Raw genomic sequence first — 14,375 nt, forward strand, 5'->3', positions numbered from 1 at the left:
AATGGCAGCAGAACCAGAAGAGCAGCAAGCGGTTGTCGGTATTAAACAAAATAAGAAAAAGATCCTGATTATAGCAGGGGCTGTAACCGCTGCAGTGATAGTGATAATTGTTGGCTTGTGGCTACTAACCGGTGGCGAAGAAGTTGATACGGGAAGCGCCTCTGGCGAAGAACAGGAACGGCGGGTCGATGACGCTGGGGCTGCTTATTATGTTGCCATGCCTCGTGACTTTATTTTCAATGTACCAGGTGCACAACGAGATCGGGTCGTGCAGATATCAGTCCAGCTGATGGTTCGTGGAAGCCGGAATGAAGAATTAGCGCAGCGGAATATACCGTTGATTGAAGGTTCCTTGTTGCAGATTTTTTCAACGGGAACAGCTGAGCGACTGAGCACGCCAGAAGGTAAACGAGAAATTCGTGTGCAAGCCCGTGAAGCAACCCAGGAAGCTATGCGTGAAGCAACCAATGGCAGCGCTGTAGTGGAAGAAGTTTTGTTTACCGGATTTGTAATGCAATAGTTGGATCATTAATTGCATTGATCTGGATAAGTAAGTTTGCACAAGTAAATAGACAAAGTTCGCTGGTTAACGCAGTACCTGACCGACGCATATACATTAAAAGGCAAAAGTGAGTTCATTATGGCGGTAAGCGATTTACTTTCACAAGATGAAATTGATGCGCTGTTGCATGGAGTAGACGACGTTGAAGAAGATAACGTCGATGCAGCAGGCACTTCCGCAGATGCGATGGATTACGATTTCTCATCACAGGATCGTATTGTGCGTGGGCGTATGCCTACGCTTGAAATCGTTAATGAACGTTTTGCCCGTCATATGCGCATCAGTTTATTTAATATGATGCGTCGCAGTGCCGAAGTGTCTATCAATGGCGTGCAAATGATTAAGTTCGGCGAATACGTACACACACTATTTGTTCCTACCAGCCTCAATATGGTGCGTTTTCGTCCGTTAAAAGGAACCGCGCTGATAACCATGGAAGCGCGCCTGGTATTTATTCTGGTGGATAATTTCTTCGGTGGTGACGGTCGTTATCACGCGAAAATTGAAGGCCGTGAATTTACGCCAACGGAACGGCGTATTATCCAAATGCTGTTGAAGCTTATTTTTGAAGATTATAAAGAAGCCTGGGCGCCCGTTATGGATGTGGGTTTTGAATATCTGGACTCAGAAGTAAACCCAGCGATGGCAAATATCGTCAGTCCAACTGAAGTTATTGTTATCAGCTCATTTCATATAGAACTGGACGGTGGTGGCGGTGATTTTCATATTGCGTTGCCCTATTCGATGCTGGAACCTATTCGTGAGCTGCTGGATGCTGGTGTACAAAGCGATAAAGAAGATACCGATTTACGCTGGGGCAAAGCGCTCCGTGATGAAATCATGGACGTACCGGTTGAACTTAAAGCCAAGCTGCTGGACACTGAGTTGTCTTTGCGTGAGGTAATGGACCTGCAGTCTGGGGATGTTATTCCGATTGATATGCCGGAAGACCTCACGGTTTATATTGAGGAACTGCCCACGTTCCGAGCGAAAATGGGCCAGTCACGTGACAACGTGGCACTGAAAATTTCAGAAAAAATCAGACGTCCGGAAACTGTTAAATCAGACATCCATATGTTGACCCGTGGTGGTCAACGTATTGGCGGTGATGCTGAATTGCAGCAACTGGAAGAAGACTTTGACGTATAGAGACAGCCAACAGGCAAGAGGCGTTTATGAGTGATAAAGATGACAACGACACCCATGATGAAATGGATGATTGGGAAGCGGCCATGGCTGAACAGGAAGATACTGAAAAAGCTGAGGACGAGGTCGAGGGTGATAATGTTTTAGGTGCGAAAAGAGCAGAGCTGGAAGAGCTAAGCGATGACTCTAATCAAAGCCCTGAAGAGCGCCGTAAGCTGGATGCCATTTTAGATATCCCTGTGACTATTTCTATGGAAGTGGGTCGCAGTCAAATTAGTATTCGCAACTTATTACAGTTGAATCAGGGGTCGGTGGTTGAGCTTGAACGCGTTGCCGGTGAGCCTTTGGACGTACTGGTTAACGGCACTCTGATTGCGCACGGTGAAGTGGTTGTGGTGAACGATAAATTTGGTATTCGTCTGACTGACGTTATTAGCCAGTTAGAACGCATCCGTAAGCTGCGCTAATGGAACAGACAGGTGCGTTAAGCTGGGCCGACGCAGGTTCAACTCTGCTGATGCTCTTGGTGGTGCTGGTGGTTATTATACTACTGGCTGGCCTGGTGCGTAAGCTGAACATGCGTATGCCAACCTATAATAGCCCGGTTAAAATTCTGAGCTCCGTAGCCCTGGGTCCCAAAGAACGCCTGGTTATTGTCAGTATTGGCGAGCAAAAACTGTTGTTGGGTGTTACTGCTCATCAAATACAGTTATTGCAGACGTTGCCCGATGACTTTAAGGTAAAGGACACAGATAAATCGGCATCATCATCTTTTGCTCAGCAGGTTATCACGGCAATACGCCGCGACCGCTAGCAGAGTAGCAGCGGAACCCTCCCGTTATGAAATCAAAGTTAATCGCGCTCCTAATTACTTCGGTTGCGTTGTTCATTGCTACCTTTATACCTGAAGCTCAGGCTCAGGATACATTGAGTGCTATCACAGTGACCACCAACGAAGACGGTAGTCAGGAGTACTCGGTTACATTGCAGATTTTAGTCATTATGACAGCGCTGAGTTTTATTCCAGCGATGGTCATAATGATGACTTCGTTTACCCGAATTATAGTGGTGCTGGCAATTCTGCGGCAGGCTATAGGTTTGCAATCCTCACCGTCTAACCAAATTCTGATTGGTATTACGTTGTTTTTGACTTTTTTCATCATGACCCCGGTTCTGAACACTATCAATGAAGACGCATTGCAACCTTACCTGGCGGAGGAAATAGCGCCGTTGGAAGCGGTCGACAGAGCCAGAGCCCCCGTGCAGGCTTTTATGTTGTCGCAAACACGGCTTACTGACCTGGAAACCTTTATTGATATATCGGGTTATGAGGGCATTGAAGGCCCGGAAGATGTGCCTATGACTATTCTGATTCCGGCTTTTATCACCAGCGAATTGAAAACTGCTTTCCAGATTGGTTTTATGATCTTTATCCCATTTCTGATTATTGATTTGGTAGTCGCCAGTGTACTGATGGCCATGGGTATGATGATGCTGTCACCCATGATTGTATCACTGCCTTTTAAATTAATGTTGTTTGTACTGGTCGATGGGTGGAGCATGGTGATGCGCACACTGGCTGGTAGTTACGGATTATAGCGGGAGGTACTGATGTCACCAGAGGTCTTTTTAGATGTATTCCGCGATGCGCTTTTTATGATAGTGGTGCTGGTCAGCGCTATTATTATTCCCAGTCTGTTGGTAGGTCTGGCCGTGGCCGTGTTTCAGGCTGCTACTTCAATTAACGAACAAACCTTGAGTTTCCTGCCTCGTTTGCTGGTAACACTAACGGTAATTGGCCTGGGGGGGCATTGGTTTGTGCAGATGCTGATGGATTTTACCATCGGCATGTATATGCGAATCCCTGAAGTTGTTGGTTAATGAATATTCTCGAAAGCGTCGTCCTGGATTGGCTGGCGCAGCACTACTGGCCTTTTGTCAGAGTCAGCAGTATGTTTCTTACTATGGCTGTATTCAGTGGCCAGGGCTTGCCTGCACGCATTAAAATCTTCTTTTCGGTCGCTATTGTTTTTGCAATTGCACCAGCGTTACCTGCCGTAGAAATGCCATTCGAACCCGTATCGCTCAGTGGTATGTTGGTAACCGTGCAGCAAATTCTGGTAGGTGTCGCTTTAGGCTTTTTATCCTTATTGGCAGTAAATACTTTCACTATTGCCGGCCAGGTGCTGGGTATGCAGGTGGGTCTTGGTTTTGCCGCTATGGTGGATCCGAACAGTGGTCAACAGGTGCCTGTACTAGCTCAGTTTTATCTGCTGATGGCTACTTTAATGTTTCTCGCTTTTGACGGGCATTTACTTATGCTGCGAGTGGTGGTGCATAGTTTTGAAGCTATTCCGGTAGGCCCTATGGGTCTGGATGCCGAATCATTTTTCTATATTGCAAACTGGGCTACCTGGATGTTTTCGGCAGCGCTGGGTTTTGCACTTTCAGCAATGATTTCAATACTGCTGATTAACCTTTCTTTTGGCGTGATGACGCGGGCTTCCCCGCAACTTAATATATTTACCATAGGCTTTCCGATAACCATGATCTCCGGTTTAATGGTGTTATGGCTGACGGTTGGTAATTTCGTCGTTCACTTTGAAAACCAGTGGCAGCGTGCGATTAATGGCATGTGTTTCCTGCTGGGCGGTAACTGTTAGGAGCGCTTATGGCAGAGACTGATCAGGAACGTACAGAAGAACCTACGCAGAAGAAGCTGGATGACGCGAAAAAGAAAGGACAAATAGCACGCTCTAAAGAAATGGGAACTCTTGGAGTCTTATTGTCTGCGGCCATAGGCATGCTTGCAGTTGGGAGCTGGATGGCTGAAGCCATGTTAAGTATTATGGCGCGCCAGTTTTCAGTGTCTCGTGAAGTGATTTTTGATGAGAATGCGACTATCAATATCTGGTCCGGTATTCTGAGTACTCTAATGGTTCCGCTGGGCACTTTTTTTGCCATTGTTGTATTTGGTGCTTTTGTGGGTAATACCATAGTTGGTGGCTTTAATTTTTCCTGGCAGGGGGCTTCTTTTAAACCTAATAAAATGAGTCCGTTAAAGGGTTTCAAGCGGATGTTTGGTACTCAGGCTCTGGTTGAACTCCTTAAAGCTATCGCTAAGTTCAGTGTGGTTGCGGTCTCGGCTTTCTTTTTATTGCGCTGGCAATTTCCCAATATTCTGATGCTGTCCTACGGCATAATACCGCAAACTATGAATGACGCAGTTTTATTGTTGGGCTTGATGTTTCTGTTATTGGTTTGCTCCTTGCTTATTATTGTAGCTATTGATGTGCCTTTTCAGCGTTATAACCATAATAAGCAGCTACGTATGACTAAGCAGGAAGTTAAAGACGAGCGCAAGAACGCAGAGGGTAGTCCGGAAGTTAAAGGTAAAATTCGTCAGATGCAGCTGTCGATGGCGATGAAACGCATGATGCAGGATATTCCACAAGCCGACGTGATAGTTACTAACCCGACTCACTTTGCAGTTGCGTTAAGCTACAACCCGCTATCTAAAGGCGCACCTATGGTAGTGGCTAAAGGTAATGACGAGGTCGCGGCCCGTATTCGTGAAGTTGCAATGGATAGTGAGGTGCCTATTGTGCAGTCAGCGGCTCTGGCGCGGGCTATTTATTACAGCACCAAGATAGGGCAGGAAGTACCAGAAGGCTTATTCGTTGCAGTGGCGCAAATCCTGGCTTACGTATTTCAGCTTAAAGACTATAAACGTGGTCAGGGCAAACGTCCAAAGCAGCCTAAAGACTCCCCGATTCCCGAAGATTTGCAACATGAATAGTGCTCGTTGCGAGGCCTGCAGGCATCCGCTATGATGCGCGCCTACACGGCGAGTAATGTGAACACATAAAGGTACCTGAATGGCAGCTGAATTAACTATCGCTCTGGCGCAAATTAACCTGACCGTTGGCGCTATTTCAGCGAATACGGAAAAAGTGGTGCAGCTTATTAAGGAGCAATCCGATGCTGATATTATTGTTTTTCCTGAGCTGACCCTGACCGGATATCCGTTGGAAGATATTGTTTATCGTTCTGATCTATATCATGCCCTGGAAGAGGCTATTGAACGGGTTATTGAAGCCAGTCAGGAAACCGCCGTGTTAATTGGTTACCCAGAGACTGACGGTAAGCAAATTTATAATGTCGTCTCTGTTTTTCATCAGGGACAACGACTGGCCCATTACCGCAAGCAGTTATTGCCTAACTACAGTATCTTTGACGAAAAACGCTATTTTACCGCTGGCGAAGAAAGCTGTGTATTTGAATTTAAAGGACACCAGATTGGCCTTCTTATTTGTGAAGACCTATGGCAACCGGAGCCTATTGCCCGTGCAAAAGCCTGTGGAGCCGAACTTATTCTGTCAGTCAATGCCTCCCCCTATGAAGAATATAAAGCCGCCCAGCGGCTGCAGGTTTTGCATCAGAGAAGTACTGAAACGAATTTACCTGTGGTGTATGTGAATCAAGTAGGCGGCCAGGATGAGTTTATTTTTGATGGTAACTCCGTAGTCCTGGATGCTGCAGGCGAAGCCCGCGTTCAGCTGGCACATTGTGAAGAAGAAATATATAACGCTCGTTTTGAGGATGGCGTTTTAAAAGACAGTTATCAGGCACCACAACTTAGCGCAGAGGCTGCGCTTTATAAGGCTCTGGTGCTGGCACTACGCGATTATGTCGAGAAGAATGGTTTCAAAAAATTACTTCTGGGTTTATCGGGAGGCATCGATTCCGCTTTAACCTTGGCATTAGCTGTCGATGCGGTGGGTGCTGATAAAGTTCGTGCAGTTATGATGCCTTATCAGTATACCGCCGATATCAGTGTTGAGGATGCCCGTCAGCAGGCAGAATGGCTGGGTTGCCAGTTTGATATTGTACCTGTTGCCGGCATGGTCGATAGTTATATGCAGGTGTTGCCGTCACTGACCGGAGAGAAAGAGCTTGATACTACTGAGGAGAACCTGCAGGCAAGATGCCGCGGTGTGCTGCTAATGGCTATTTCTAATAAAGAAGGCAGCCTGTTGTTGAGTACGGGCAATAAAAGTGAGCTGGCAGTAGGTTACTGTACTTTGTACGGTGATATGTGCGGCGGTTTTGCGCCGGTAAAAGATGTGTCTAAGGGTTTAGTTTATACACTTTCACGTTACAGAAATACGCTTGGCAAAGCCATACCGGAACGCGTTATCGAACGACCTCCTTCAGCGGAACTTGCTCCAGAGCAAAAAGACGAGGACTCCCTACCTCCTTACCCGATTCTGGATGAAATTATTGCGGCCTACGTTGAGCAAGATCAGTCACTAGCTGATATGATTAATGCAGGATATGATGAAGAAACTGTCAGGCACATTGTACGTCTGATTGATAGAAATGAATATAAACGGCGCCAGGGGGCAGTTGGCCCTAAAGTTACGTCGCGCAGTTTTGGTAAAGAACGGCGTTACCCGATAACCAGCCATTTTTTATATACAATGCTGGCGCTGTAATCGGATTAAGTTTTAAAAGAAGCAGGAGCTAGCATGAAAAAGGTTGAAGCCATCATTAAGCCATTTAAGCTGGATGATGTGCGTGCCGCGCTTTCAGACGTAGGTATCGCCGGTATGACTGTCTCTGAAGTAAAAGGATTTGGCCGTCAGAAAGGGCACACTGAGTTATATCGTGGTGCCGAGTATATGGTCGACTTCTTGCCTAAGGTTAAAGTTGAAGTGGTAATAGCTGATGCTGATCTGGATCGTTGTGTAGAGGCTATTATGGAAACAGCTCAAACCGGAAAAATTGGTGACGGCAAAATTTTTATTTCAGATATCAGCCGGGTTATTCGGATTCGTACTGGGGAAGAAAATGAAGACGCGGTGTAAGACCGCGCCTTTTATTTCAGAAGAGCTCGTTATTCTGGAAAATTGAGAGCCAGCACTTGCTGAGCGTCATCTCTTAAGTTATCCAGTTCAAGCGCCGAATAGGCCTCAACCATGATTTCCAGCCCTCGTTTCACTTCTGGGGTACTGGGAAAGCTTTCTAAAATATAGCGTCCGCGGTTGGCTGCAGCCATGTAAGCTTCGCGACGCAGATAGTACTCTGCTATGGCTAGTTCGTGTCTGGCGAGCCGCGATTTTATGCCCAGCATACGAGCTTGTGCATCTGCCGCGTACTGACTTTCAGGATGGCGCTGTAAAAGCTCCCGGAAATCATTAAAAGCCTGTTCGGCGTAACCTGGATCACGATCAGAGCGATCTATTCCCGCCAGCTGCTGCAACATATTGCCTTCCAGCTGCAGGTGCACTAAACCTCGCATGTAACGTGCATAATCAGCGTCTGCATGGTTAGGGTTGAGGCGTAAAAAACGGTCAATGGTGGTAAGAGCCCTGTCCTGATCGCTCACCTGGTAATAAACATAGATTAAATCAAGTTGTACCTGATTAGCATGAGCACCAAAAGGATAACGGGTGTTCATATTCCGCAATACCTGAGCGGCCTGGGTAAAGTTACCGCTTTGCATGTAACCCTGAGCTTGGCTATACATTTGATTAGCAGACCCACGAACTTCGCGATCCTGGTTTGAAGAGCAGCCAGTAATGGCTAAAGTTGTTAAAAATATGGCGAGGAGCACTACTTTCATAAGGAACCTTTGCGACCTTTCTTTCTATTTTGCTTTAGTTATACCTGTCACAACAGGTACACTTGCGATTAGACTTAAGCATTCTACCTTAGCGACTACAGGTTTCACAGCAGATATTTATGAACCAGCATATTACTCATAGTGCAATTATAGAAGAGCAACAAGCAGGCTGGCGTTTCGACCAGGCGCTTGCGGAATTGTTCCCGGATTATTCTCGTTCGCGGTTAAAAGAATGGATCCAGGCGGGGGCCGTAGAACTGGATGGACAGGTCGTTACGAAGCCCAGGGAAAAAGTACTCGCTGGCATGTCGGTGGAGCTGGATGTGGTGGTGGAAGCCGAAGAGCGTTTTCTGGCGCAACCTATTGAGCTGGATATTGTTTATGAGGATGCTGATATTCTGGTTGTGAATAAGCCAGCCGGGTTGGTGGTTCATCCAGGAGCAGGCACTCCGGACGGTACGGTTTTGAATGCATTACTGCATCACCACCCTGAAATTGCTCAGGTACCCCGGGCAGGTATCGTACATCGTTTAGATAAAGATACCACAGGGCTCATGGTGGTAGCCAAAACATTGCCCGCTCAGACCCATTTAGTAAATGCTTTGCAGGCCCGCGAGATTACCCGGGAATATGAAGCTATAGTAAATGGTGTAATGACCGGAGGTGGTTTGGTCGATGAACCTATTGGGCGACATCCAACCAAACGTACTAGTATGGCAGTAGTGAGCAGTGGTAAACCCGCGGTGACTCATTATCGAGTGGCAGAGCGGTTTCGCTTACATACTCGTCTTAGGTTACGTTTGGAAAGTGGACGAACGCACCAGATACGGGTACATATGGCACATATCAGGCATCCGCTTATTGGTGACACTCAATACGGTGGACGGCCAAGACCGCCTCAGGGCGCGGGTGAAGAGTTACTGCAAGGGTTGCGTATTTTTAAACGACAAGCCTTACATGCGGTCAAACTTGAACTGGATCATCCTGTCACTGGAGAACGGCTTGCCTGGGAGGCTGCTATTCCTGATGACATGGTAAAAATTGCAGAACTACTACGCAAGGATGCGCACGAGATGAAAGATGATAAATACCTTTAAAGCCGATTGGCCAGTAATTAACGATGTACAGGCGCTGACAACCTCACGTCATGGCGGGGTTAGCGTTGCACCTTATGGCGAACTTAACCTCGCTACCCATGTGGGTGATCTGCCAGCCGCCGTGCAACAGAACCGTCGTCGTTTGGTAAAGCAGTTGCAACTTCCTGATGAGCCGAACTGGCTTAGTCAAACCCATAGTACGGGGTTGGTCCGCATCGGTGAAGATGGTCTGGCTGACCTTCCTGATGCCGATGCCGCTTATACGCAGGTGACTAATCAGGTTCTGGTGATTATGAGCGCGGACTGTCTGCCTGTTTTTTTAGCTACCCGGGATGGTCGTGAGCTTGCTTTAGTTCATGCCGGCTGGCGTGGAATGGCCAGCGGTATTATTAAAAGAGCATTGCGTCAGTTTGAGGCGCCAGGAGAACAAATTTGCGCCTGGTTAGGACCCGCTATTGGAGCTGATGCGTTCGAGGTTGGCGAAGATGTTCGTAGCGCCATGTTATTGCAGGATCCCGCTCATGAAGAAGCATTCAAGCCCTTTGGAATGCACTGGAAAGCTGACCTGTATAAGCTGGCCCGACAACAGTTAGGCAGTGCAAGTGTCGGCTTTATTGGCGGCGGACAGTATTGTACCTATAACCAGCCTGAAGATTTCTACTCCCATCGTCGCGATGGAACCACAGGACGCATGGCTTCTCTGCTATGGCGAAGTTGATCTGAATTAACTTTGTTTCTTTCTGCGACTTCTTATTTGTATACAACGCCTTGTTATTTGCATAAATAATACCCACATTAAAAGCAGTGAGTTTTTTTTTGAGAGGTTGATATGCGCCTGGATCGTTTTACCAGTAAATTCCAATTAGCAATTTCTGACGCACAGTCATTAGCACTGGGTCGGGACCATCAGTTTATTGAACCCTTACACCTGATGACAGCGTTACTGAATCAGGACGGCGGTTCTGTGCGACCGTTGTTGCAATCCGCAGGCGTCAATATTCCGACGTTTCGCGCCCAGTTATCCAAAGCCATTGACGAAATCCCACAAGTAGAAGGTACCGGCGGCGAAGTGCAGCTTGCGCCTGCGTCCGGAACTTTATTAAACCTGTGCGATAAGTATGCGCAAAAACGCAAAGACAAATATATATCAAGCGAGCTATTCGTCCTGGCTGCTACCGAGGACAAATCAAAGCTGGGTACTATTCTAAAAAATCAGGGTGTCACAGCCGAAAAAGTCGAGAAAGCGATTAACGAAATTCGTAATGGGCAACAGGTTGACGACCCTAACGCGGAAGATCAGCGTCAGGCACTGGATAAATACACTATTGATCTTACTGAGCGTGCTGAACAGGGCAAACTGGATCCTGTTATTGGCCGTGATGAAGAAATCCGCCGCACCATTCAGGTCTTGCAGCGCCGGACTAAGAATAATCCTGTGCTCATTGGCGAACCTGGCGTAGGTAAAACTGCAATTGTCGAAGGGCTCGCGCAACGTATTATCAATGGTGAAGTTCCAGAGGGCCTGAAACACAAGCGGGTGTTGTCACTTGATTTGGGTTCATTACTGGCGGGTGCCAAATACCGTGGTGAATTTGAAGAGCGGCTGAAGGCTGTGCTGAATGAGCTGCAGCAGGAAGAGGGCCGCATTATTCTCTTTATTGATGAGCTGCATACTGTTGTCGGAGCTGGTAAAGCGGATGGCGCCATGGATGCAGGTAATATGCTCAAACCTGCACTGGCTCGCGGTGAATTGCACTGTGTGGGCGCGACCACTCTGAATGAATATCGCCAATATATTGAGAAAGACGCGGCTCTTGAGCGGCGCTTCCAGAAAGTACTGGTGAGCGAACCCAGTGTTGAAGACACCATAGCTATTTTACGCGGCTTGAAAGAAAAATATGAGCTGCATCATTCGGTGGAAATAACGGATCCGGCGATAGTCGCTGCGGCTTCCTTGTCGCATCGTTATATCAGTGACCGTCAGTTACCGGATAAAGCGATTGATTTGATCGATGAAGCGGCATCCAGCATTCGCATGCAAATTGATTCCAAGCCGGAAGAGCTGGATCGTCTTGAGCGCCGTATGATCCAGCTTAAACTCGAGCGCGAAGCTTTGCGCAAAGAGAAAGATGACGCCAGTAAGAAGCGTCTGGAGTTGCTTGAAGAAGAATTAGCTGAACATGAAATTAAGTATAAAGAACTGGATGAAATCTGGGGTTCAGAAAAAGCGGCTTTGCAGGGCCACCAGCACATTAAAGAACAGCTGGATCAGGCTCGTAAAGATATGGAAATTGCCAGTCGCGCAGGCGACCTGAACCGTATGTCCGAGCTTCAGTATGGACGTATTCCTGAGCTTGAACGACAGCTGGACCTGGCCTTGCAGGCTGAAATGCAGGATATGAGCTTACTACGTAACCGGGTTTCCGAAGAAGAAATAGCCGAAGTACTATCACGCTGGACCGGCATTCCGGTTGCGCGGATGCTGGAAGGCGAGCGCGATAAACTCTTGCGTATGGAAGATGCTTTGCATAAACGCGTAGTAGGGCAGCATGAAGCGGTTGTTTCAGTTGCAAATGCTATTCGTCGTTCGCGGGCAGGTCTCGGAGATCCGGATCGTCCTATCGGTTCATTTTTGTTCCTTGGCCCCACTGGGGTCGGTAAAACAGAGCTGTGTAAAGCGCTGGCTAATTTTATGTTTGATACCGATGCGGCTATGGTGCGCATTGATATGTCAGAGTTCATGGAGAAGCACTCAGTATCACGTTTGGTGGGAGCGCCTCCTGGTTATGTAGGTTATGAAGAAGGGGGCTATTTAACTGAAGCTGTTCGACGCCGCCCTTATTCAGTGATACTGCTGGACGAAGTTGAAAAAGCACATGCTGATGTATTTAATATTTTGCTGCAGGTACTCGATGATGGGCGTCTTACAGACGGCCAGGGGCGAACTGTCGATTTTAAGAATACCGTGATTATTATGACATCGAACCTTGGTTCTGAGCTCATTCATGAGAAAGCCGGGGAAGTGGATTATCAGGAAATGAAAACGATGATCACAGGTGTACTGGCTGGGCATTTCCGTCCGGAATTCTTAAACCGTGTAGATGAAACTGTGGTTTTCCACCCGCTTAGTGAAAAACATCTTAAACATATAGCAGGTATTCAGATCGAGCGTTTACTGGAGCGGCTACGTGAAAAAGGTTTTGAGCTGGAAATCTCAGATGAAGCTTTGACTCAGTTGGCCCGGGTAGGTTTTGACCCTGTTTTCGGAGCCAGACCTTTAAAACGAGTTATTCAGTATGAGTTAGAAAACCCATTAGCTCGTAAGTTATTAGCCGGTGAATTAACCCCCGGAGTGCCGATAAAAGTAGATGCTGGGCCAGACGGACTGGAAATCGGTTGATACTAGAAAAGGCTCCCTGACGGGAGCCTTTTCGTTTATGGCGCCGCGTTGGTTTATACTCCGAAAAAAGTATGTGTTATTCTTAGCGGCAGAATGAAATTATATTTGTTGCTTTACAGGAATTTATAATATGCCAGAGCAAAACCAGGAACAGGGAGCCAATAAGCATCGCGGCATCTATCTGTTGCCGAACCTGTTGACTACAGCCGGTTTATTTTCCGGTTTCTATGCCATTGTTGCTTCAATGAACGAGCGCTATGAAATGGCGGCCATAGCTATTTTTATTGCTATGGTGTTTGACGGCCTGGATGGCCGGGTGGCAAGAATGACACATACGGAAAGTGATTTTGGTGCTGAGTATGACAGCATGGCAGATATTGTTTCCTTTGGTATGGCCCCTGCACTGGTGGCTTATAACTGGGCACTTGCTGACTTGGGCAAGCTGGGTTGGCTCGCGGCATTTATTTTTGTTGCTGGTGGCGCTCTGCGTTTGGCTCGATTTAATACCGCGCATAATTCAGGAGCTGCCGATAAACGTTACTTTCAGGGGCTCGCTATTCCAAGCGCGGCTGCAATTGTAGCCGGTCTGGTATGGGTCGGAGCTAAGTATGAAGTTGATCCAACTAATGTGAGCCTGATAGTAGCCTTGTTTACTATTTGCTGTGGCCTCTTAATGGTGAGTAACTTCCGTTACCATTCATTTAAGGATGTTGATTGGCGCGGTAAAGTAAACTTCCTGGCTATTCTGGTCGTTGTGCTGGCATTTGTAGTGGTTGCAACTGAGCCTGCATTGGTTTTATTTGTCCTCTTTACTGTGTATGCCATTTCAGGCCCAGTACTGACTATAAAGAATGTCAGTAAATTAAAGCTGGAACATGTGATTGGTGATCAGCATTGTGATGAAGATGCTGATTTTAAAGCCGATGATAAAAGCAAAGCAGCAGAAGCGGAAAAAAGCGAAGATAAGAAAGAATAAAAAAGTTTAAGTTAAATTGTCAGTAAAGCCCTGGATATTTTTCAGGGCTTTTTCGTATTTACAGCCAAAAGTGCTGCTAAAAAAAGCAGATCGTTTAAAGATCCAGCGAACGATCCTGTAATCGTAAAAAAAGCTTCAAATGGGGTTGCGTGTGCGCCGGGGATCTATATAATTCGCCTCCGTTGTCAGGCAGCCAGTTGCTGACCTGAAACGACTAAAGTTGATTGATAACACTCGGCTTTAGGGTTGAAGAAAAAGTTTTCAAAAGCTCTTGACTTCAGCCACGGGAAGCGTAGAATTCGCCTCCCTGCTACGGACTCCTTGAGACGTCAGCAACGCTCTTTAACAATATATCAAAGCCAAGCAATCTGTGTGGGCACTTGCATTGATTGAGTACAAATAAGCCATTTCGGTGGCAGGTTATTTCGGTAACCAAAAAGCTCAATTGATGTTGGTGACTACCGAATGAAGCGCCTTCGGGTGTGGAATTCAAATAAAGAACCAACAATTCATACGAGCACTTGTAAGTATCAAAATCTTTATAATTGAAGAGTTTGATCATGGCT

15 protein-coding genes are annotated in these 14,375 nt (G+C 46.9%); 14 read left to right on the plus strand and 1 reads right to left on the minus strand.

What is annotated here, in order from left to right; genetic code table 11:
• Nucleotide 1 precedes the first annotated feature (1 nt).
• The 10 genes from fliL to glnB all read left to right on the plus strand — a co-directional run bounded on the left by fliL (nucleotide 2) and on the right by glnB (nucleotide 7,578).
• Nucleotides 2-520 carry a flagellar basal body-associated protein FliL gene (gene fliL, locus CWE09_RS11665; RefSeq protein ID WP_126804212.1) on the plus strand — a complete coding sequence of 173 codons (519 nt, stop codon included), beginning with the start codon at nucleotides 2-4 and terminating at the stop codon, nucleotides 518-520.
• A gap of 120 nt (nucleotides 521-640) precedes the next feature.
• On the plus strand, nucleotides 641-1,711 hold the full coding sequence (gene fliM, locus CWE09_RS11670) for a flagellar motor switch protein FliM (protein WP_126804213.1): 1,071 nt from the start codon (nucleotides 641-643) through the stop codon (nucleotides 1,709-1,711).
• Between the two features lie 26 nt (nucleotides 1,712-1,737).
• Entirely contained in the window at nucleotides 1,738-2,175 is a 438-nt protein-coding gene (gene fliN / locus CWE09_RS11675; protein ID WP_126804214.1) for a flagellar motor switch protein FliN, read from the plus strand.
• Nucleotides 2,175-2,522: a flagellar biosynthetic protein FliO gene (gene fliO / locus CWE09_RS11680; RefSeq protein WP_126804215.1), complete on the plus strand. Its 348-nt coding sequence runs from the start codon at nucleotides 2,175-2,177 to the stop codon at nucleotides 2,520-2,522. Before fliN ends, fliO begins: the two co-directional genes overlap by 1 nt.
• 26 nt (nucleotides 2,523-2,548) lie before the next feature.
• Complete coding sequence (fliP, locus tag CWE09_RS11685) at nucleotides 2,549-3,307, plus strand: flagellar type III secretion system pore protein FliP (protein ID WP_126804216.1); 759 nt, start codon at nucleotides 2,549-2,551, stop codon at nucleotides 3,305-3,307.
• A 12-nt stretch (nucleotides 3,308-3,319) separates the two neighbouring features.
• Complete coding sequence (gene fliQ, locus CWE09_RS11690) at nucleotides 3,320-3,589, plus strand: flagellar biosynthesis protein FliQ (protein ID WP_126804217.1); 270 nt, start codon at nucleotides 3,320-3,322, stop codon at nucleotides 3,587-3,589.
• Nucleotides 3,589-4,371, plus strand: a complete 783-nt coding sequence (fliR, locus tag CWE09_RS11695; RefSeq protein WP_126804218.1) for a flagellar biosynthetic protein FliR — start codon at nucleotides 3,589-3,591, stop codon at nucleotides 4,369-4,371. Before fliQ ends, fliR begins: the two co-directional genes overlap by 1 nt.
• An 8-nt stretch (nucleotides 4,372-4,379) precedes the next feature.
• Nucleotides 4,380-5,507 (plus strand): flagellar biosynthesis protein FlhB, encoded by a 1,128-nt coding sequence (gene flhB / locus CWE09_RS11700; RefSeq protein ID WP_126804219.1) that lies wholly within the window; start codon nucleotides 4,380-4,382, stop codon nucleotides 5,505-5,507.
• Nucleotides 5,508-5,586: 79 nt separating this feature from the next.
• Nucleotides 5,587-7,206 carry an NAD+ synthase gene (locus CWE09_RS11705; protein WP_126804220.1) on the plus strand — a complete coding sequence of 540 codons (1,620 nt, stop codon included), beginning with the start codon at nucleotides 5,587-5,589 and terminating at the stop codon, nucleotides 7,204-7,206.
• 33 nt (nucleotides 7,207-7,239) lie between these two features.
• Nucleotides 7,240-7,578, plus strand: coding sequence for a nitrogen regulatory protein P-II (gene glnB, locus CWE09_RS11710; protein ID WP_126804221.1), 339 nt, complete (start codon nucleotides 7,240-7,242; stop codon nucleotides 7,576-7,578).
• Nucleotides 7,579-7,607: 29 nt separating this feature from the next.
• On the opposite strand, the gene CWE09_RS11715 is transcribed toward glnB, so the two are convergent.
• A complete protein-coding gene (locus tag CWE09_RS11715; RefSeq protein WP_126804222.1) occupies nucleotides 7,608-8,336 on the minus strand; it encodes an outer membrane protein assembly factor BamD in 729 nt (242 codons plus the stop codon).
• Nucleotides 8,337-8,455: 119 nt separating this feature from the next.
• On the opposite strand from CWE09_RS11715, the gene rluD reads away from it, so the two are divergent.
• The 4 genes from rluD (at nucleotide 8,456) to pssA (ending at nucleotide 13,809) form a co-directional block, all read left to right on the plus strand.
• Nucleotides 8,456-9,433 carry a 23S rRNA pseudouridine(1911/1915/1917) synthase RluD gene (gene rluD, locus CWE09_RS11720; protein WP_126804223.1) on the plus strand — a complete coding sequence of 326 codons (978 nt, stop codon included), beginning with the start codon at nucleotides 8,456-8,458 and terminating at the stop codon, nucleotides 9,431-9,433.
• Complete coding sequence (gene pgeF / locus CWE09_RS11725; protein WP_126804224.1) at nucleotides 9,417-10,151, plus strand: peptidoglycan editing factor PgeF; 735 nt, start codon at nucleotides 9,417-9,419, stop codon at nucleotides 10,149-10,151. Before rluD ends, pgeF begins: the two co-directional genes overlap by 17 nt.
• Before the next feature lie 111 nt (nucleotides 10,152-10,262).
• The gene (gene clpB, locus CWE09_RS11730) at nucleotides 10,263-12,833 is read left to right on the plus strand and encodes an ATP-dependent chaperone ClpB (protein WP_126804225.1); all 2,571 of its coding nucleotides are present in this window, start codon (nucleotides 10,263-10,265) and stop codon (nucleotides 12,831-12,833) included.
• Between the two features lie 130 nt (nucleotides 12,834-12,963).
• Complete coding sequence (gene pssA, locus CWE09_RS11735) at nucleotides 12,964-13,809, plus strand: CDP-diacylglycerol--serine O-phosphatidyltransferase (protein WP_126804226.1); 846 nt, start codon at nucleotides 12,964-12,966, stop codon at nucleotides 13,807-13,809.
• Nucleotides 13,810-14,375 lie beyond the last annotated feature (566 nt).

Source organism: Aliidiomarina minuta, assembly GCF_003987145.1.
GTDB classification, from domain to species: Bacteria; Pseudomonadota; Gammaproteobacteria; order Enterobacterales; family Alteromonadaceae; genus Aliidiomarina; species Aliidiomarina minuta.